This window comes from Paraglaciecola arctica (assembly GCF_018861065.1).
GTDB classification, from domain to species: Bacteria; Pseudomonadota; Gammaproteobacteria; order Enterobacterales; family Alteromonadaceae; genus Paraglaciecola; species Paraglaciecola arctica_B.
On the sequence record NZ_JAHKQO010000009.1, the window covers coordinates 4,298 to 24,043 of the forward strand.

At 39.7% G+C, this 19,746-nt stretch carries 17 protein-coding genes and 4 tRNA genes; all 21 read left to right on the top strand.

Annotation, left to right across the window (positions count from 1 at the left end; all coding sequences use genetic code 11):
- The first annotated feature begins 504 nt into the window (after positions 1-504).
- The 21 genes from KO534_RS03670 to KO534_RS03770 all read left to right on the top strand — a co-directional run bounded on the left by KO534_RS03670 (position 505) and on the right by KO534_RS03770 (position 19,666).
- Entirely contained in the window at positions 505-1,209 is a 705-nt protein-coding gene (locus KO534_RS03670; protein ID WP_252731945.1) for a hypothetical protein, read from the top strand.
- 150 nt (positions 1,210-1,359) lie between these two features.
- Entirely contained in the window at positions 1,360-1,956 is a 597-nt protein-coding gene (locus KO534_RS03675; RefSeq protein ID WP_252731946.1) for an acyltransferase, read from the top strand.
- 82 nt (positions 1,957-2,038) lie between these two features.
- Complete coding sequence (locus tag KO534_RS03680) at positions 2,039-3,307, top strand: lipopolysaccharide biosynthesis protein (protein ID WP_215927377.1); 1,269 nt, start codon at positions 2,039-2,041, stop codon at positions 3,305-3,307.
- Positions 3,304-4,398: a glycosyltransferase gene (locus KO534_RS03685; protein ID WP_215927380.1), complete on the top strand. Its 1,095-nt coding sequence runs from the start codon at positions 3,304-3,306 to the stop codon at positions 4,396-4,398. The genes KO534_RS03680 and KO534_RS03685 overlap by 4 nt, the downstream gene beginning before the upstream one ends.
- A complete protein-coding gene (wzy, locus tag KO534_RS03690; protein WP_252731947.1) occupies positions 4,382-5,773 on the top strand; it encodes an O-antigen polysaccharide polymerase Wzy in 1,392 nt (463 codons plus the stop codon). Before KO534_RS03685 ends, wzy begins: the two co-directional genes overlap by 17 nt.
- Positions 5,773-6,939 (top strand): glycosyltransferase, encoded by a 1,167-nt coding sequence (locus KO534_RS03695; RefSeq protein ID WP_215927382.1) that lies wholly within the window; start codon positions 5,773-5,775, stop codon positions 6,937-6,939. The genes wzy and KO534_RS03695 overlap by 1 nt, the downstream gene beginning before the upstream one ends.
- Positions 6,940-6,943: 4 nt before the next feature.
- Entirely contained in the window at positions 6,944-8,095 is a 1,152-nt protein-coding gene (locus KO534_RS03700) for a glycosyltransferase (RefSeq protein WP_215927384.1), read from the top strand.
- A gap of 1 nt (position 8,096) precedes the next feature.
- On the top strand, positions 8,097-8,699 hold the full coding sequence (locus tag KO534_RS03705) for a sugar transferase (RefSeq protein WP_215927386.1): 603 nt from the start codon (positions 8,097-8,099) through the stop codon (positions 8,697-8,699).
- Between the two features lie 9 nt (positions 8,700-8,708).
- A complete protein-coding gene (locus tag KO534_RS03710; RefSeq protein ID WP_215927388.1) occupies positions 8,709-9,353 on the top strand; it encodes an acetyltransferase in 645 nt (214 codons plus the stop codon).
- Positions 9,354-9,439: 86 nt separating this feature from the next.
- Positions 9,440-10,627, top strand: coding sequence for a DegT/DnrJ/EryC1/StrS family aminotransferase (locus KO534_RS03715; protein WP_215927390.1), 1,188 nt, complete (start codon positions 9,440-9,442; stop codon positions 10,625-10,627).
- Positions 10,627-12,474 carry a polysaccharide biosynthesis protein gene (locus KO534_RS03720; RefSeq protein WP_215927392.1) on the top strand — a complete coding sequence of 616 codons (1,848 nt, stop codon included), beginning with the start codon at positions 10,627-10,629 and terminating at the stop codon, positions 12,472-12,474. Before KO534_RS03715 ends, KO534_RS03720 begins: the two co-directional genes overlap by 1 nt.
- 85 nt (positions 12,475-12,559) lie before the next feature.
- Positions 12,560-13,768 (top strand): hypothetical protein, encoded by a 1,209-nt coding sequence (locus KO534_RS03725; RefSeq protein ID WP_215927394.1) that lies wholly within the window; start codon positions 12,560-12,562, stop codon positions 13,766-13,768.
- The gene (locus tag KO534_RS03730) at positions 13,750-14,268 is read left to right on the top strand and encodes a polysaccharide biosynthesis/export family protein (protein ID WP_252731948.1); all 519 of its coding nucleotides are present in this window, start codon (positions 13,750-13,752) and stop codon (positions 14,266-14,268) included. Before KO534_RS03725 ends, KO534_RS03730 begins: the two co-directional genes overlap by 19 nt.
- A gap of 2 nt (positions 14,269-14,270) precedes the next feature.
- Positions 14,271-16,385 carry a GumC family protein gene (locus KO534_RS03735; RefSeq protein ID WP_215927396.1) on the top strand — a complete coding sequence of 705 codons (2,115 nt, stop codon included), beginning with the start codon at positions 14,271-14,273 and terminating at the stop codon, positions 16,383-16,385.
- An 80-nt stretch (positions 16,386-16,465) separates the two neighbouring features.
- Positions 16,466-17,464 carry a UDP-N-acetylmuramate dehydrogenase gene (gene murB / locus KO534_RS03740; protein ID WP_215927398.1) on the top strand — a complete coding sequence of 333 codons (999 nt, stop codon included), beginning with the start codon at positions 16,466-16,468 and terminating at the stop codon, positions 17,462-17,464.
- Entirely contained in the window at positions 17,461-18,435 is a 975-nt protein-coding gene (gene birA, locus KO534_RS03745) for a bifunctional biotin--[acetyl-CoA-carboxylase] ligase/biotin operon repressor BirA (protein ID WP_215927400.1), read from the top strand. Before murB ends, birA begins: the two co-directional genes overlap by 4 nt.
- A complete protein-coding gene (locus KO534_RS03750; protein WP_215927402.1) occupies positions 18,419-19,138 on the top strand; it encodes a type III pantothenate kinase in 720 nt (239 codons plus the stop codon). Before birA ends, KO534_RS03750 begins: the two co-directional genes overlap by 17 nt.
- 163 nt (positions 19,139-19,301) lie before the next feature.
- Positions 19,302-19,377: transfer RNA gene (locus tag KO534_RS03755), tRNA-Thr, on the top strand.
- Positions 19,378-19,384: 7 nt separating this feature from the next.
- A tRNA-Tyr gene (locus KO534_RS03760) sits at positions 19,385-19,469 on the top strand.
- A 32-nt stretch (positions 19,470-19,501) separates the two neighbouring features.
- Positions 19,502-19,575: transfer RNA gene (locus KO534_RS03765), tRNA-Gly, on the top strand.
- A gap of 15 nt (positions 19,576-19,590) precedes the next feature.
- Positions 19,591-19,666 (top strand) — tRNA-Thr (locus tag KO534_RS03770).
- Positions 19,667-19,746 lie beyond the last annotated feature (80 nt).

The window sequence follows — 19,746 nt, forward strand, 5'->3', positions numbered from 1 at the left end:
CAAAGTGGATTCCCGGACCTAAGCGTAGATTAGCTCGTTCCAGTGGCAGGAGCTGTGCTCCTGAAAGCCCCACTTCCACCCTCCTGCGAGAGTAGCACATTGCCAGACTCCCAATTAAGTACTAAGCCACCTCATTGAGGTGGCTTTTTGCGTTTTTTGACATTAATAAATTTAAAGTAGTCAAATACACGTCCTTGATGATATGCACCCAAACTCGTCATCCTTGGCTCATTGAAAAGCGGAGCGGAACCGTGTTCCTTAAATTCCCGCTTTTCCCTCCTGCGAGAGTAGACAGGTTTTTGCTCCTGCAAAACCTGCTTTCCTACATCCATGTAGGTCGCACATTGCCAGACTCCCATTTACAAGAAAGGCCACCTGCATAAGGTGGCCTTTAGTTGTGCTTGAAATTTATTTCTGATTTTTCGGTATTAAACTAAAGGCTAATACCAGTCTGATTTTAAGTTGTTGTATACTCGACATTTATTTGATTACAAGGTTGTAACTGTGCGAAAAAGTCAATTTGCTTTAGTCTTTAGTTTTATATTTTTTACGAGTAGCGTTTCCGCAAATCTTATTCAATGGGATGCATTTGAAGTTGGTGATGAGTTAGCAGTAAAAGACGAATCAACAGGTTTTATTTGGCTCGATTTAGCTCTAACAGCAAATGTACATTTTAGAGAATCTGGCACAATGTTCGACGGTTGGAGTTACGCTAGTTACGTATATGTTGAATCATTATTAGAAAATATATTTTTTGATATAGATATTTCAGGTACAAATGGTGAGCAATATTTATTTGAACAAAATTGCGGTAATACCACTAACTGTTTTAGTACTGCAAAAACATGGCAGCAGTTATTTGGTTCAATTGAAGGGACTAGATATTACCAAACACATTCATATGGACTTTACGAAGATGAACAAGGAGTTTTGCGTGTAGGAGGTAGCTATCTAAATGGATCAGGAAGTGCTAATCGTTATGGTGTTGACTTTAACGTTAACTATTCAACAAATTACGAAGAAAAATTTAATAACAATGAATTTTATAACGTAGGTACTTTCTTAATTAAAAATGATTCGTTACCTGTCAACCTTCTACAACTCTCACCAAGTGGAATCTCAGTAAACGAGCCAACTATCACATTTATACTGGCGCTTGCTTTAGCCACTATTTTGAGGGGAAGGCGTAAGCGATTGATGGCGAATTAAGTGGTTTTATGTTTTCGTCCGGTAGTCAGAGATTGTTTATCAAGTTTGGTTATTAGCGTCAGAGAAGCTTTTATTGCCTAACGCTTTAATTAAAGTCATAGTTTAGCTGACATGAAAATAATCAAATCTAGATAGCGAAGAGGACCTATATTGGATACCAAGATTTTTGAGCCAGGATATTACACAGAAGAGGATTTAAGAGGTGTTGGATTTAAATCATTAGGAAGAAACGTCGCCATCTCTAAAAACTGTACAATCTTGGGCATTCCTAATATCTCCATTGGTGATAATGTAAGAATCGACAGTTATTGTTCGATTTTTGCTACTGGTAGTGGTTTCTTAACCTTAGGTTCCTATATTCACATCGGTGGATACTCGGCACTATCAGCTGGTAGCGGTATTGTTATGGAAGATTTTAGCGGTTTGTCTCAGGGAGTGAAAATATATAGTAGAACTGATGATTACTCCGGTAAGTTTCTAACGAATCCAACTGTACCGCAGCAATATACTGGGGTCGTTGAAGGGCAAGTTAGCCTTGGAAAACATGTTATAGTAGGTGCGGGAAGTGTCATTTTACCTGGTACCACTATTGGTGAAGGGGCATCGGTAGGGGCTATGTCTTTGGTGACAAAAGATTTAGATGAATGGAATGTATATTTTGGTTCACCCGCTAAAAAATTAAAAAGGCGCTCTAAGGAATTGCTCATTCTTGAGGAACAATTAGTAGCGAACAAAGAAAATACCTAATACGGTTGATCGCTACATTGATTGATTGCACTTAGCGTTGTATTGACTCAGTATTAACTAAAAAAATAATAAGAAAAAGAAAATGCCTGCTTCTGCACTTGCAAGAAATTCTTTGCTGACATTGATAGCAAATATTTCATTGGCTCTTAGTAACTGGTTAATATTAGTTGTTATTGCCAAGAACTTTGATGGGGCACAATTAGGTCAATTTGTTTTAGCCTTGTCTATAACTTCACCCTTGTTTTTATTTGCTAGCTTTAAAGTTAGGACGCTAGTAATTGTAGATAAGTATTGGCGTTATAAACTTGAGGAATATGCCAACGCACGGTTGTTGGCAAATACCATAGTCACAGTACTTCTAGCGCTTATCGCTATCATTACCCTAGAGTTTCATGTCAGCCTGATCTTCATAGTAGTTGTATATAAATGGTTCGATACTTGGTCGGAATTTTGTCAGAGTTATATGCGCAGAGTGGATGCTTATCGAACGGCTTGCGTATCGCTTACTGCTCGATCACTTTTAACTATTGCAAGTGTAATGTTAGTGACTTTTACATCTTCGAATTTCGAATACATGTTAATTTGTTGGTGTGTAATTGCCGGTATTTTTACGGTATTTGATACGGTTAAAGTCTATCAATTAAGCACTTCATGCGAGACGAAACCTTTGTCTGCGTCGTTAATATTTTCCGCAGGATCCGTAAAACGCTCTCTGCAACTGTATAAGCAATATTTTACAGTTGCAGTGGCTTTAATGATTAGCGCGTTATTTGTGTACCTTCCCAATTTTTTATTAACTTACCAACTTGGTGTTGTTCAAGCTGGGCAATTTGCCACTATCAGTTATTTTCTTGTAGCGGGTGGAATATTGATCAATAGCTTATCTCAGGCGGCGACTCCACAATTAGTCAACCTCCACAAATCTCAAAATCAAACTGCATTTATTTCCCTAGTAGTTAAGTTGTGCGGTATGGGAGTGGCTATAGGAATAGCTGGCGTGATTGTGGCGTATTTGGGGGGGGAGTATTTTTTAACTCTTTTTTATAATAGTGATATAGGTGAACATGCAGACGTACTTATTTGGGTGATGGCGGCAGCAGCCATTCGATACATTTATATCTTTATTGGTACTTCATATGCATCACTGCAGTTATTCCAAATTCAAACAAAAATATACGCGGTTGGATTAATTGTTATGTTTTTTAGCTGTCTTTTGTTGATTAAGACAAATGGTTTAGTTGGTGCTGCCCAAGCAATGTTTGCGGCTACAGTTTGTGAGTTCGTTTTATTTGCGTTGTTAACCAAGAATCAATACAGAAAAGTGTTTGAAGTTACGGTGAGTGCATCATGACTGTAAAAGTATTACATGTATTTGGCACCATGAATCGAGGTGGTGCCGAAATAAGAACTGTCAGCTTAATGCGAGATTTAGCCCAAAAAGGTGTCGTGTTTGATTATTGTGCGCTAAGTGGAAACCGAGGTGTATTAGATGATGAGATTAAAGCGTTAGGAGGTAATGTTTTCTATTGCAAGTTAGATTTGAAGTTTGTCTTTCGCTTTATTCTACTCGCTAGGCATTACGACGTCGTTCATTCACATGTTGCTTATGTCTCAGGCTTTATAATATTGCTGGCTAAAATAGCTAGGGTCAAAATTCGTATAGCTCATTTTCGAAATACGACAGACGGCGTTAAGCGTTCGTTCTTCAGAAGATTCCGTAATTCACTGTTAGGCTTTTTAATTAACATTTGTTCGACTCATATTTTGGGTGTTTGTAGAGGTGCCCTCGCTGGATTCATGGGTTCTAACTGGGAACAAAACAGCAAATGTCAGGTAGTTTATAATGGTTTCGAATTAATATCACCAGAGCGTAAGCCTGACATCTGGAAAGATTACATCCCTAATTTTGAACATCAGAAAATTATCATAAATGTAGGGCGTGTGGATCGACAAAAAAATCATATACGTCAGTTAGAAATATTTAATGCGTTACATCAGTTAGATAAAGAGTGTCACTTAGTTCTGATAGGCAAAGAAAATGCTAAATTGAAAGAAACGCTCCGAACATTTATCGAAAACCATAACCTAAACGACTTCGTTCATTTTTTAGGTTTGCAATCTGATGTTCCTTCGTTATTAGTGAACGCTGATGTTATGTTGTTTCCTTCACTGTGGGAAGGTTTGCCAGGGGCCGTTATCGAAGCGTTAAGTTTGGGGGTGCCTGTTGTTGCTTCGCACTTGCCAGGTGTATTGGAAATAGCTGAATCCGTAGACGGAATTGTTTCACTAAGTTTATCTGAAAATAATCAGCGATGGGCTCAAGAAATAGTCGAGTTGCTAAATCATCGACCTGCTAAAGACCAACTTATTGAATCGTTCAAAAATAGTCCGTTTTTGTTGAAACAGAATGTAGAGCAATTGCACATTGTCTATACGAGTTGACAATAACCTAGTCAAAATATTTGGTATATGGGCAATATTGTTGATCGGCGCATGGAGTTTTGCTGCCTATTTTAATGTATTTGACGCACCAAGGGAAAAGTTAGAACTTTTAACCGCGTTAAACTGGATAGTTCTGTCATTTATACTTTCGGTATCTCTACCGAAGGGAATATGGTCTATTAGTTTTATTTTTTTTACCGCGTTATGTGTTTTTCATACAGGCTTAGTTTTGGCTAACTCAGTTGGCGGAATTACAGACGAAGATCTCCATTATGTCATTCGTAATTGGTTTTATACGCGCCAAACAAATAATGCGATTCATTTAGTTAATATTGCATTAATTGGTTATGCATTGGCGGTGATAGCATTTTCAAAACCAGTCTCGTTGAGAGAAACAGAGGTCGGTACTGAAGACTTTCAGAAACGTTTGTTTCACATTGGTGGCGCACTCCTAACGCTTTTTGTTTTTATTTTCTTGGCGATTATTTTTAGCACCGGAATGTATCAGTCGTATTTTGCATACCTTACGATTATGAGTGAGTTGCCATTAATAAGTATGTTGATTTTTTACACGTATTTGTTTATTGGGATCTCGTTAGTCTTAGTATCCGTAACATACCAATCGGGTTATTCAATTTGGTATTTTTTGGTGTTTGGTATTTTTGCGGTGATTGCATTTAAAACTGGCCTCAGAGGCGAAGTCATGTTCCCAACAGCTGTTGCCGGCTGTATGCTAGGAAAAAAAGGTGTGCCTATCAAAACCCATACATTACTCATTCTATTGGTTGTTTTCCTCATCGCTACCGGTATTGTTAAAAATGCCAGAGTATCAGGAGACTATAGTGGTCAAGGTATGTCTGTAAACCCTTTGAATGCTGTTGCTGAAATGGGAGGTAGCCTTAGGCCATTGCAGGAAGTGATTTTATGGCGAGAAAATGGATTCGAATTATTAAATGGTACAAGTTATTGGGCTCCTTTTGAACGCCAATTGGCGTTATTTATCCCTCAACTTGAGCGAGTAGATGCACTTGAGGATGACCGTTTACTTAATGTTGTGGTGCAGCAGCGAGTTGGGCCAATTGGTTTTTCACCTATTGCTGAAGCCTATATTAATTTTGGGGAGGCAGGGGTCTTTTTTGTGTTTTTTGCCATAGGTAGCCTTATGGCCTTTCTGGATAGCCGTAAGTCGACGGTGAAATCTGACATTATTCAAGGGGTACTCTTAGTGCCTCTATTTGTAATGGTGAGAAATGCGTTTACGCAAGTGCCTGTGCAAATTGTCATTGGATGGTTAGTCGTTGCTTTACTTTTTTACATTGCTTATCGAAAAAAAGATTCGCAAAACATGTTTGCTGAAAATTTTGAGAGTCGTTAATGGAAGTTGATATTGTAATTGAGCAGCGGTTCTATCGTTGTGAAAATGGTTACTTTTGGACCGATAACGCTTTTTCATATGAGTTTTGGAAAAGGTATTTAGTGTCATTTTCTAGTGTAAATATCGTCGCTAGAGTTAAGCAGGTTCATACAGTGCCCAAGGTTTGGAAAAGAGTCGACGGCAGAAACGTTGGGTTTGTATGTCTGCCCCATTATATTGGTCCAGTAGGATTTATTAAAACGTTGCCAAGCCTTGTTTCAACACTGCGTTCTAGAGGAGCAAAGCATAGGAAAGTGATATGCAGGATCCCCAGTATTTTATCAGCAATGTACCTGTGGTTCAGTAAACCTCATGTCAGTGTTTACGGGGCAGAGGTAGTTGGCGATCCTGCGGATATGTTTGATAAAGGTGCCAGTCAAAGCCCTTTACGACCATTTTATAAATGGTTGTTTGTTGGTTTGCTGAAAAAGCAATGTCATGATGCATATGCGATTTCTTACGTCACACAATTTAGCTTGCAAAAACGATATCCCCCTAATCCAAATAGTTTTGATACTCATTATTCTTCAATACAGCTTTACCCAGAAGATTTTGTAGAGCGCAAAGTTTACCCATTCGACGATCCATTGCGTTTGGTTTGTGTGGGCACATTATCGCAACCTTATAAAGGCTGTGACCTAATGCTTAAAGCTATCGCAGAGCTAAATAAGAAAAACATCCAGACGTCTTTAACATGGATTGGAGGAGGTGCCTTACTCACAGAAATGATGGAGATGGCTGTTCAATTGGGCATCGACAAACAGGTAAATTTTATGGGTAACGTATCGAATCGTGAAGAGATTCGGGAAGTGCTGGATAATTCAAATGTGTTTGTACTTCCTTCAAGGCAAGAAGGTTTACCCAGAGCGTTAATTGAAGCGATGGCACGTTCTCTAGTTTGTATAGCCACAGATGTTGGTGGCGTAAAAGAGCTCATCGATGATGCCTATATTATCCCAAAGGATAATATAGGCCAGTTGGTATCTTGTTTACAATCGGTGCAGCAGCTTACTGAAGATGCTTGTCTAGAAATATCCTATGCAAATTATACAAAGTCACAGCAATACAGTGACAGTGTCCTTATGCAAAGACGTAAATCATTATTTGAAACCTTGATCGGAAGCTAACCTAATGAAAGTTTTACATTTATTAAAAACCTCTATAGGTGCGAGCTGGGCATTGAGGCAAACCAGAGAACTAGTGGCTTTAGGAGTCGAAGTGCATGTTGCATTACCTGATGGTCCGCTGGTCGCTGAATATCAGAAAGCTGGCGTACATACCCATATCGTTGATGTAATATTTGAGGTGAAACGTCCATGGCACAATATTAAAAAATCTAAACAATTGAAAAAATTAGTTGAGGAAATTAATCCGGATATTGTGCATAGCCATTTTGTGGCGACAACATTTTTGATGCGATTGGCGTTACGTAAAACTCAGGTACCTCGAGTATTTCAAGTTCCTGGTCCTTTGCATTTGGAACACTGGCTGTATAAACGAATTGAGATAATTTTAGGTAATAAATATGATTATTGGCTAGCCTCGTGCCAGTGGACGCAAGATGAGTATCAACGTTGTGGAATCGAGCCTAGTCGTACAGGCCTTGCTTATTACGGTGTTAATGAGGAAGACTTTAAGGTAGATGACCATGAAAAAATAGATTTACGAAATGTGTGTCAACTCGAAGCTGATGACTATCTTGTGGGAATGGTGGCCTATTTTTATGCTCCTAAAGCTTACCTAGGACAAAAACGAGGTTTAAAAGGCCATGAAGATTTTATTGATGCTATCGCAATCGTAAGGAAAAAATACCCAGCAGTGAAGTCTGTGATTATTGGTGGTCCTTGGGGAGGAGCCCAATCGTATTTTGATGGGGTTAAGCAATACGCGCAGGAACGGCTCGGCGATGCCTGTGTGTTTCTTGGTATTCGTAAGGATGTACCTTTGCTTTACCCGCAACTTAATTTAGCGGTACATCCCTCTCATTCAGAAAATGTTGGTGCAGCCGCGGAATCGATGTACTCCAAAGTTTCGACTTTATCAAGTGATGTAGGTGGTTTTCCTGATTTAGTCATTGATGGCGAAACGGGTTATATGGCGCCAGCTAAAAATCCAGAAGCTCTCGCTGCAAAAATTATCGAAGCCTATCTTGACGAAGCGGAACAACAGCGTAGGGTGGAGAATGCTTATCAAAAGGTAAAAACTCTGTTAAACGTTAAACAAAATGTGTTGGACGTTAATCGTTTTTACGAGCATGTATTGAAACAGCAAAGGGCCGGCTAGTATGTTTTTGAAACGTATTTTCGATTTTGTAATGGCACTGATTGCATTGTTAGTTTTTTCGCCGGTTTTACTCATAGCTATGCTTTTGGTTAAGGTTAAAATAGGTAGCCCGGTTTTGTTTAGGCAAACTAGACCTGGCTTAAATGGTCGGCCATTTAATATGTTAAAGCTGTGTACAATGAGCAATGAAACAGATGAAAATGGCGTGTTATTGCCTGACGCAGAAAGGCTTCATACATTTGGAAAATTACTTCGTTCGACCAGTATTGACGAGTTACCTGGTTTGGTAAATGTACTCAAAGGAAATATGAGTTTAGTGGGTCCCAGACCATTGAGAATGGAGTATTTACCACTTTATACTAAGGAGCAAAATAGGCGACATCAAGTTTTGCCCGGTATTACCGGTTGGGCTCAGGTGAATGGACGCAATGCTATTAGTTGGGAAGACAAGTTTACTCTTGATGTTTGGTATGTTGATAACTGGTCTTTCTGGTTAGATATTAAGATTCTATTTAAAACAGTATACAAAGTTGTCGCAAGAGAAGATGTTTCTGCTGAAAACGAAGTCACTATGGGTTGGTTCGAAGGCTCAAAAAAAGAATAGGCGAAAAAAATGAATAATAAAAAAATAGCTGTATATGGTGCCGGTGGATTTTCTCGAGAAGTTGCTTGGTTAATTGAATGTGCTCACGGAACTGAAGCAGTAACCTGTTTTGTTGACGACAATAAGTCTCAAAGCTCCCTAAAGGGGATCCCCGTTCTTACTTTTGATGAAGTACTAGAAAGTCATCCAGATATAGAGGTAGCTGTAGCCATAGGCGCACCGGCGACACGAAAACTAGTTGCTCAGAAGTGTTCAAACGCAGGTTTTCAATTCGCTCGATTAATTGATCCTAAGGCTTCAATGTCTTCGTCAGTCTATATTTCTGAGGGGGCAATAATTTGTAACGGCTCTATTTTAACCGTAGATATTAATCTTGCTGAGCATGTGCATATTAATCTCGATTGTACTATTGGTCACGATGTTAAAATTGGTGCCTACTCTACTTTATCACCAGGTGTGCATGTGTCTGGAAACGTACATATCGGAGAAGAAGTCTATATAGGTACAGGTGCCACCATTATTAATGGAAATGAAGACGAGCCACTGATTATTGCTGATAGGACTGTTATTGGCGCGGGAGCTTGTGTCACTAAATCAACGGAAGCTGGTTGTCTATATGCGGGATTACCCGCTGTTTTAAAGAAACGATACTGATAAGCGAAAAATGTCGTAAAAACGACTTATGCATATTGTGCAAATGTAGAATACCTAATAAAAATAATAATAAGTGAGGTAACGTAATGTTAAATGGCCCTTTTTCACCTTGGCCTGATTTCGACGCAGCAGAAAAGCAAGCTGTATTGGAAGTACTAGATTCAAATAAAGTTAATTACTGGACTGGCCAAAAAGGCAGAGAGTTTGAAAAACAATTTGCGGCGTATTTTGATGCTAAATACGCCGTAGCCGTCTCCAACGGTACGGTCGCATTAGATTTGGCTTGGCAGGCACTAGACTTACCAAAAGGAAGTGAAGTAATAGTTACATCGCGGACTTTTATTGCATCAATATCGTCTATTGTTTTGGCGGGTTTAACCCCAGTGTTTGCAGATGTTGATCTTGATAATCAAAACATTAGTGCCGAAACAATCAAACCTCATATATCTGACAATACCTCTGCTATTTTGTGCGTGCACCTTGCCGGTTGGCCTTGTGAAATGGACGATATTGTTGCGTTGGCTAAGGTACATGGATTATTTGTGGTTGAAGATTGCGCACAGGCCCATGGAGCCAAATATAAGGGCAAAAACGTAGGTGGTTTAGGGGATATTGCCGCCTGGTCTTTTTGTCAGGATAAAATCATGACCACTGCGGGCGAAGGGGGCATGGTGACAACAAATAACCAATTGTTTTGGGAAAAGGTGTGGTCGTTTAAAGACCACGGTAAGTCTTGGGGGGCTATTTATGAAAAAGAGCACCCTCCGGGGTTTAGATGGTTGCATGAATCCTTTGGCACCAATTGGCGAATGACGGAATTACAATCTGTTGTAGGCCTTAAACAATTAGAAAAAATGCCTAATTGGACTGAGAAAAGACGCAAGTATTCGCAACAAATATTTGCTACCGCTAAACGTTTCTCGGCATTGCGTGTACCTGAAATACCCACTCACATAGAACATGCTTTTTATAAATGTTATGTCTTTGTGGAGCCTAAAAATCTAAATGCTGGGTGGGATAGAGATAGAATTATTGCTGAACTTGTTGACTTGGAAGTGCCTTGCTTCTCTGGTTCGTGTTCGGAAGTGTATAATGAAAAAGCATTTGAAAAGACCAACTACCGTCCTAAAACGCCCCTATGTAACGCCATTGAATTAGGTGCGACTTCATTGATGTTTCTAGTCCATCCCACGTTACAGCAAGCTGAAATTGATAAGTGTTGTAACGCGCTGTCACAAGTAATGGCCAGTGCATCTAAAGAGGTCACCCAGTAATGCACTTTAACCAATTGTTTGAACTCAGTTCAAACAATAAACTTGGCATCGCCGTAGTATGGGATGTGATGGCGTTGGCAGTGGCGACTATAGTCGCATTCTGGATTAGGCTGGGTATAGCGAGTTGGGATTTTTCCAATGTTGATGCTTTTGTAATCATACTGAATGTTGCTTTCGCATTGATTCTGTTATCTCTGTTTGGTCACTATCGACAAATGATCCGCTATATTGGGCGATTAGCTATATTGAAAGCGCTGTTGGTATTACTGTTTTCAGCGCTGTTTTTACTCGCGTCAAGATTGGTTTTTGACATTATGATGCCAGTTTCTGTACCTATTATTTATTGGTCACTAGCGTCAATTTTAGTGATCGCTCCTCGATTCTTAATCCAAGCATCAGCTCAGTCTCAGAATTATAAAATGCGTGAAAAATGTTTGATCTTTGGAGCAGCAGAAGCTGGACGTTCGTTAGTGCAAACGTTAAAAATAGGAAATGATCTACAGCCTATAGCGTTTATCGATGATAAAAAACAGTATCACAACAAACAAATTTTAGGTTTGCCCGTTGGACGACGCGAAGATATTCCTCTCTATGTTAAGCGGTTTGGTGTCACTAAGATGTTATTGGCGGTACATAATACTTCGGCTGACCGCAGAAAAGAGCTAATAGTCGAATTGGAACCCTACGCCATAGAATTATTGAGTATCCCAAATATTCAAGATTTGCTTTCGGGTAAAAGCAAAATAGATGAACTACGAGAAATTCGTATTGAAGAATTGTTGGGTAGAGAGCCGGTTCCTCCTATCACTCAATTGTTGGATATTAATATACGTGGCAAAAACGTCATGGTTACCGGTGCTGGCGGATCCATAGGCAGTGAATTGTGCAGGCAAATAGTTAAATCTGGCCCAACTAAATTGGTGCTATTTGAATTGTCAGAATTCAACTTGTACCAAATTGAGAATGAGTTGAAACAACATTATTTCGATATTCCTATGGTGCCTGTTCTCTCCAGCATCCAGGATACCGAAGTGTTGAGAAGTGTCATAGAGAAACACAAGATACACACTATTTATCATGCTGCGGCATACAAACATGTGCCTATGGTTGAGTCGAATCCGCTAGCGGGTATCCGCAATAATGTATTTGGTACTTCGAACGTGGCATTAGTAGCTGCCGAATATGACGTAGAGAAGTTTGTTTTGATTTCTACGGATAAGGCGGTTCGACCTACTAATATCATGGGGGCGACAAAACGTTTCGCTGAGCTTTATATTCAAGGGATCGCGGAATTGGGATCGAATACCGAATACTCAATAGTACGATTTGGCAATGTGTTAGGTTCGTCTGGTTCAGTAGTTCCATTATTTACTAAACAAATTAAGGCGGGTGGCCCTATCACAGTCACTCATCCAGATATTACCCGCTTTTTTATGACGATTCCGGAAGCGGCGCAATTGGTCATTCAAGCCGGAGCCATGGGCAGTAAAGGTGAGGTGTTTGTCTTAGATATGGGAGAGTCGGTAAAAATTGTGGATTTGGCGAGTAAAATGGCACACCTAATGGGGCATAGTTTAAGAACACCGCAAACACCGCTTGGCGATATTGAGTTAAAATTTTCCGGATTGCGACCCGGAGAAAAGTTGTTTGAAGAATTATTAATTGATGACGCAGATACAACAACTGAACACCCAAGGATTATGGGTGCCGATGAGACCAAATTGCCCTTTGAAGATGTCATTTTATTATTTGATGAGTTGAATAGATTATTGCTAGAACACAATGCTGTTGGCGCAAAAAACCTGCTTTGTAAAGCGCCACTTGCCTACACCCCTGCAGCGCATTAAACGAATTCTTATGTATTCATAACCTAGGCCGATATTTGTAGTTTAATGTTTGTCTTTAAGTAGTAGTTAATTAATCGTGACCCGAATGAAATTAAGTATTTTTGTCGTTGTTTTATATGGTTGTATATCGCTGATTTCACCCGTTGTTGCTGCAGTTGCGGAGAATATTATTGATCCTAACGCTGAAAAATTGGCAATTAACAGTTCTATAGGGTACTTGGACAATTACCACCCGCGTTTAGAAGATGAAATAAATGCTACTGCTTTCTCTTTCGGCCTTGCCGGAGAGTTGCTATCTATGCACGAAAGTGCCTGGTTGCAGGCGACGTATTCCGCTGCCCACACCCAGTTCAAACCAGATGAAATTGAAATGGATCTGGAAGATCAGTTTAATCAATATAATATACAATTGTTAAGCCGATTTTTTGTAAGTAATAAGTGGTATCTGGATCTCCAAGGAAGTCATCTTAAGGAAGACTATTTATTGGGTAGCGGTATTGCCAAATTTCGCCCTGCTACAACTATTGGAGACAGTGTAACCAGAAATGAATTGGCCGCTGCAGTTGTTTATGGTGGTAGTAATAATAACTTAGACAGTCGGGCTACGAGAAGATTCCTAAAGTTCGCCATTTCTCATTTAGATCAGGATTATGAAGACAATAACCCTTATTCGAATTTATTTGATCTAACACGAGATACAGCAGAGCTAGGGCTTAATTTCAAACTATCTGACATTACTCAGTTTGAAACCAGTTTCCAGTTTGAAAAAGTGGATTTTGTGGATGACTCACAACTTGATAGCGACGTCTATCGATTGCTTTTAGGATTCCAGTGGCAAGGAACAGGGCAAACACACTTAAAATTGTTAGTGGGTGGCTACAAACGAGTTTATCAATCCATGTCGGATAGACAAGGGTTTCTCGCTGAATTGGACGCTGAATATGCGCCGTTGGACTATTTAACTCTCTCACTAAATGGTTCGCAAACCACTGCAACTGGGGATATCGAAGGATCCCTTGATACAGTCACTAAAGGTGTCAAACTCGCTATTAATTATCACTATAGAGACCACATCAAATTTACTGTTAATGGGCATGTTAACCATACTAAATTTGAGCAAATAGCGGAGCAACGAACCAGTGACGATAGCGCAGTGGGTATAGTGGGAGAATTGTCACTCAATGACCATTCATCTATTAGCCTTGGATTGGCAAAAGAGTCGTTAGAATATGACTTACTGGACTTAGATTATGTACAAAATAAGGTTGAGTTAAGTTGTCGTTACGCATTCTAGCCAACATTATTGTTATTCTGGTTGCTTTGCCATTATCTGCTGCGCAAGAACAGTTTGTGATTGGAGTTGGCGATAGAATCATGGTGACAGTTTATAATGAACCTGATCTTACAGTTCGAGCTAGGATAGACAAATCTGGAGTTGTAAACTTCCCCTTGTTAGGTCAGGTATCCGTTTCAAATAAAACCCCCAAACAACTTGCAAGCGATCTTGAGCAACAACTTTTAGACGGATATATGGTGAAACCTTTGGTTTCAGTATTAATAGAGGAGTATCGCCCCTTTTATATTAACGGAGAAGTTCGTTCGCCGGGAGGTTATCCATTCTCTCTAGAACTGACAGTGGACCAAGCCATTGCTATTGCTGGTGGCCTTAAAGATAGAGCTTCGAGTTCCGATTGGTACATTATTCGAGGAGAAGACAAAACTAAACTTGAGGTTCAAAAAGACACCAAAATATTGCCAGGTGACATTATCACCATTAAATCGAGTTTATTTTAAATATGTACAAGTCTAGCAGCGACTCTAGTGGTTTTGATCTGACTGACTTTCTGGGGTTCTTGTGGCAGAAAAAAATTCGTATTGTTGTGACAATTGTAATATTAACGGTTTTAGGGACAAGTTATGTACAAAAGCAACCTAGAGTTTATTCCGCTAGCAGTACCTTATTATTTTCACAAGATTCAGATACCTTTTCTATAAGCAGCAACTTTAATCCTCTGTCTAGTAAAGGTAATAACAAAATAGATACCTATATAGAGTTAATACGCTCAAGACAATTTGCATTAGAAGTTGTACAAAAGCTGCAGCTACAAACAAGGGAAGAGTTTAAAAAAATTGCCTTAGATGGAACCAGAGTTGAAGACGTTCAAAATGCGGTCAGTAAGCTATTAAAACACCTACAATTATCCAAAGTCTCCAATACTGACATGCTCAAAGTCACTTACGAGTCGACTTTGCCTTATACCGCTGCAGAAGTGGTGAACGCTGTTGGTCCGTCTTTCTTCGAATACCAAATACAAGCTCAAAAGAAAAAGTCCGATGAAACTTCGCAATGGTTAGATGGGCAATTGCTTTCTTTAAGTAGCCAATTAGAAAGTGCGCAAACTGAGTTAGAGCAATTTATGCAAGCAAACGGTTTGATTGATTTAAAGAGTCAAGTAGAGCTAGCAAAAGCTGAGATATCAAAACTAATTGAGCATAGGTTAACTGCAGAAAAAATGTTGTCGAGCACTGCCGCCAGCATGTCGCAAATTAATGCAGCCCAAGGCAAAATTGAATCTTTGTTGCAAGTACCGGTGATTATGAGTGATGTTTTGATAAGAACCTTAAGTGCCGAACTTTTTAAAAAGCAACTTGAGCTGCAAGCAATATCAAAACGTTATAAGTATAAACACCATCGATTTATTGCGGCACAAGTGGCTGTTGATGCCCTGCAAGATAATCTTGAAAAAACCTTAAACAAAGTAGTTGTAAGCTTCAAGCAGGAATATGACGCTGTTCAGGAACGTTTCAACGAAGTGGAAAGTCAGCTATCGCTAGCTAAAAGTCGGCACGCGGAGTTGGGTGCCCACGAGTTTAAATTGGCATCCTTAGTACGTAAAACCGAAGCTACTCAGAAGCTCTACGATGTGTTCTTAACTCGTTTGCAGGAAACTGAAATATTGCAAGACTTAGGTTCAGGGAATGATTTTTCCGTAGTGGATTTTGCACAGGTTCCCACCAATCACATTAAACCCAGAGTCTTTTTAGGCGCGTCTTTTTCCCTTATTCTATCGAGCATTTTTAGTGTGGGGTTTTGGTTACTAATTTACTTGGTAGCTGATAAAAAAACCCGATTCATTTCTTTGTTACGCAATCATGGCATCGCGCTGTTAGGAGAAATACCCAAACCGCCAAAAACTAGAGCTTCAACTGATAGTAAAAGGTTGCTAAAAGTAAAAGCACCTTCAAAGGCTGAGCTGATATATGCTGAATGTGTCAGAGCATTACGTTCAGACCTTATGGTTCGTTCTGATGACTCCCCAATTAGGACGATTGTTTTAGCCAGCGTTCAGTTTGGTAAAAAGCGCTCAAAATTGGCGATTGAATTAGCCAAGTCTTTTGCTAGCTTAGATAAGTCAATTATTATTGATGCGGATTTGCGTCAGCCCCAGATTGGTATTGAGTATGGTTTTGAGCAATTGACTCCAGGCTTAACAAACTTTATAAGCCGCAGAAATTCGTTCAGCGACGCGACTTTTCGAGAAAAAGACAGTCAATTGTCGGTAATGCCTAGCGGTTCAATTCCTAGTGACCCTTTGGTGTATTTGACCAAACCACGTTTTGGCGAGTTTATCAAAAGGCTAGGCGTTTTGTTTGAACGAGTTGTAATAGAGACGCCTCCTGTTAACGACTTTGGCGACGCATTGGTAGTCTCCAAGGTTGTTGATGGTGTGATTTTATTGTGTGACCTAGACGTCACCGAGAGTGCAGATTTACTTGAGGCTATTCAACGCTTACAGGATTCTGGGTCGCCTCTGCTTGGAGTGGTGTTTGAAAACGCTAAAAATATCAAAAGTAAGATGTCGATCCGCAACGGTGGCAGAAATGTAGTGAAAAAGGTTATTAACACTTAGCCTTGCACTTTGTTGATATAATTTTTGGTATTCACCTTTATCTTGATTAGAATGGTGACAAATTTATATAGGTCTTTAGTGTGTATTCTTTAGCTTCCCATCATTCTTTTGGTTTCCCCTCTTTCGCTCAAGCATTCTTATCTGTTAATTCGTCCGATGATTTGCATACTCAGTTATCGAATTTAACTGACTCTCGCTATTATTTATTGGGTGAAGGTAGCAACACTATCTTTTTGGAAAACTTTCAAGGTACGGTGATTAAACCGGCGTTTATGGGAATTACCCTTGAGGAAAGCGACACTCATTATTTACTTAAAGTAGGTGCCGGTGAAAATTGGCACAAACTCGTGATGTGGTGTATGCAGCATAAAATTTATGGCTTAGAAAACTTGGCACTGATTCCTGGTTCAGTGGGTGCTGCACCTATTCAAAATATTGGTGCCTATGGTGTCGAGATTGAACAATTTATTCATCAAGTTGAATACTATGATCTTCAGCAAAAACAATACCAAAGCTTAAGGGCAATAGATTGTGAGTTTGGTTACCGTGATAGTGTGTTTAAAACACGTTTAGCGGACAAAGTGATGATTACTAGTGTGACCTTAGTCATTCCCAAACGTTGGAAAGGAGTGACTCACTACGGTGAGTTGAAACAGTTATCTACACCTAATGCCACAGACATCTTTAATAAGGTAATAGCAGTGCGCCAAAGTAAATTACCTGATCCAGCTAAAATTGGTAACGCTGGTAGTTTTTTCAAAAACCCTATCATTACCAAAGCATTATTTGAGCAACTGCAGCGAACTTGGGCCGCGATTCCAAGTTATCCAGTGAATACAGATAAGGTAAAAATCCCTGCTGCTTGGTTGATTGATCAGCTGGGGTTCAAAGGGAGAAAGATAGGGGGAATAGGTTGTCATCCTACTCATGCGTTGGTTCTAACCAATGATGGTTCTGGTAATGGTGAACAATTATTAGCGCTTGCTCGTGATATTAAACTAGCAGTGACGCAAGAGTATTCAATTAGGTTGGAAAATGAAGTGAGATTAATTGGTAACAAAGGCCCCATATTTTTATGAGTAAATCTTCAGAATTAGTACGTGGTAATTTACTTAAAATTTTAGCTGATAATTCTTTCCATTCAGGTGAAGCGTTAGGAGCAACCTTAGGTATAAGTCGCGCAGCTATTTCCAATCACATTAAAGTGCTGAGTTCCTTAGGTTTAGATATCTTCAGTGTTACGGGTAAGGGTTATAGTTTAGCCCAACCTCTAAGCTTATTGAGAGCAAATGAAATTAAAGCGCATCTATCTACTAGTCACGCGATTGAAGTGGAAGTGTTGAATGTCATTGATTCGACTAATCAATACCTAAAAGATAAATCGGGTCAGGTCAATAACGGACACACATGCCTCGCTGAAGCGCAAACTGCAGGCAGGGGACGTCATGGTCGTAAATGGGTCTCGCCTTATGCTGCGAGTCTATATTTGTCAATGCATTGGTCTTTTGCTGGTGGTTATTCCGCATTAGGCGGTTTGAGTTTAGCGGTGGGCGTTGCGATTGTAGACGCGTTAAATCAGTGCGGTGTGCATGGCCTTCAATTAAAGTGGCCAAATGACATTTATGCTCAAGGTAAAAAATTAGCGGGTATTTTGATCGAAGTAGAAGGTCAAATTGGCAGTGAATGCCAAGCGATAATTGGAATAGGCCTAAACGTAGCATTGCCAAAAGACATTCAAGAAATTGGTCAGCCTTGGATAGATCTATCACAACTCAGTGACACCTTAATTGATCGCAATGTATTAGCCGGTAAATTGATAAGGGAGTTGACTAACAGTTTATCTCTATTTGAAAACAGTGGACTGGAACCCTTTGTCAAAAAATGGCGAAATTTAGATATATATGCAAATCAAGCCATTAAGTTAATTGTTGGTCAAAACACTATTTCAGGCATAGGTAGAGGCATAGACGCCGCTGGCGCTATTGTGTTGGAAACAGAACAAGGACTTAAGGCCTATCATGGAGGTGAAATAAGTGTCCGAGCAATTTAAAGCACTCTTAGTTGATATTGGTAACACACAAATTAAATACGTGCTGGTAAATGAAGTATCAGATATAGCTGAAGTGAAAAGTTGCCAAAAGATAAAGGACTTAGTTGCATATTTTGATTCGGCTTATCAAGTCTTAGTATCCAGTGTAGGTCATGCAAGTCAGGTAGCAGAACTACAAAACGAATGTGAACGTTACGCTAAACCTTTCAAGCAGATAAATACCCAAGCCAACACTCTAGGGATAGAATGTGGTTATGAAAAATTCCAAACGTTGGGAGTCGATAGATGGCTCGCAATTTTAGCTGCCCGCGCTATCACTCAACTTCCAGTTGCCGTTGTGGATTTAGGTACGGCAAATACCTGTGATATTGTGATAAATAATAAACACCTCGGTGGTTGGATTAGTCCAGGCTTTTCTTTGATGCGAGAAAGTCTAATCAAAAATACTCAAAACGTATTTGCCAATTCTAATATGCCAGAAAAATTGAACATAGGTGATACAACAGAAGATTGTGTGAGTTTTGGGTGTTTAGCGTCGCAAACGGGATTTGTGATGATGGCACAACAATATATAAGCCAATCTCAAGATGATTATAGAGTGTTAGTCACTGGAGGAGGGCAAAAATCGCTCAATTTATCGAATAATGAAAAAATATTATATTTTCCTAATTTAGTTTTAAGAGGGCTTTTTCGCTTAATTTAGATTTCGTATTGAATTTCAGGTCGTAAAATCAGGCCTGCAATGCGTGAAAAGCGTCCATTCAGTTGTAAATTTAAACAAACAGCATAAAAAAAACAATTTTTTATAAATTCCCTCTTGCACGACCCCAATCATTACTCTAATATGCGCTCCCACTTGATGCAGTGCCGACTTAGCTCAGTTGGTAGAGCAACTGACTTGTAATCAGTAGGTCACCAGTTCGACTCCGGTAGTCGGCACCATCAATCTGGAGGGGTACCCAAGCGGTCAACGGGATCAGACTGTAAATCTGACGGCTCAGCCTTCGCAGGTTCGAATCCTGCCCCCTCCACCACTTTTTACTTGATATGTAAGAGAGTAGATTGTGCGGACGTCGTATAGTGGTAATACCTTAGCCTTCCAAGCTAATGCTGCGAGTTCGATTCTCGCCGTCCGCTCCACTTTTTTTGTGACATGCTGATATGGCTCAGTTGGTAGAGCGCACCCTTGGTAAGGGTGAGGTCGGCAGTTCGAATCTGCCTATCAGCACCACATAAACTCTCCCCATTTCAATTAAATAGTTTTTTTAATGTATATTTGCTGAGGAATAGACAATGGCAAAAGCAAAGTTT

Bases quoted from the DNA above. Each gene is read 5' to 3' on its own strand.
- KO534_RS03705 (WP_215927386.1), top strand. From the start codon at position 8,097: ATGTTTTTGAAACGTATTTTCGATTTTGTAATGGCACTGATTGCATTG.
- birA (WP_215927400.1), top strand. From the start codon at position 17,461: ATGAGTAAATCTTCAGAATTAGTACGTGGTAATTTACTTAAAATTTTA.
- KO534_RS03715 (WP_215927390.1), top strand. From the start codon at position 9,440: ATGTTAAATGGCCCTTTTTCACCTTGGCCTGATTTCGACGCAGCAGAA.
- KO534_RS03700 (WP_215927384.1), top strand. From the start codon at position 6,944: ATGAAAGTTTTACATTTATTAAAAACCTCTATAGGTGCGAGCTGGGCA.
- KO534_RS03680 (WP_215927377.1), top strand. From the start codon at position 2,039: ATGCCTGCTTCTGCACTTGCAAGAAATTCTTTGCTGACATTGATAGCA.
- KO534_RS03685 (WP_215927380.1), top strand. From the start codon at position 3,304: ATGACTGTAAAAGTATTACATGTATTTGGCACCATGAATCGAGGTGGT.
- KO534_RS03720 (WP_215927392.1), top strand. From the start codon at position 10,627: ATGCACTTTAACCAATTGTTTGAACTCAGTTCAAACAATAAACTTGGC.
- KO534_RS03710 (WP_215927388.1), top strand. From the start codon at position 8,709: ATGAATAATAAAAAAATAGCTGTATATGGTGCCGGTGGATTTTCTCGA.
- KO534_RS03725 (WP_215927394.1), top strand. From the start codon at position 12,560: ATGAAATTAAGTATTTTTGTCGTTGTTTTATATGGTTGTATATCGCTG.
- KO534_RS03735 (WP_215927396.1), top strand. From the start codon at position 14,271: ATGTACAAGTCTAGCAGCGACTCTAGTGGTTTTGATCTGACTGACTTT.
- KO534_RS03695 (WP_215927382.1), top strand. From the start codon at position 5,773: ATGGAAGTTGATATTGTAATTGAGCAGCGGTTCTATCGTTGTGAAAAT.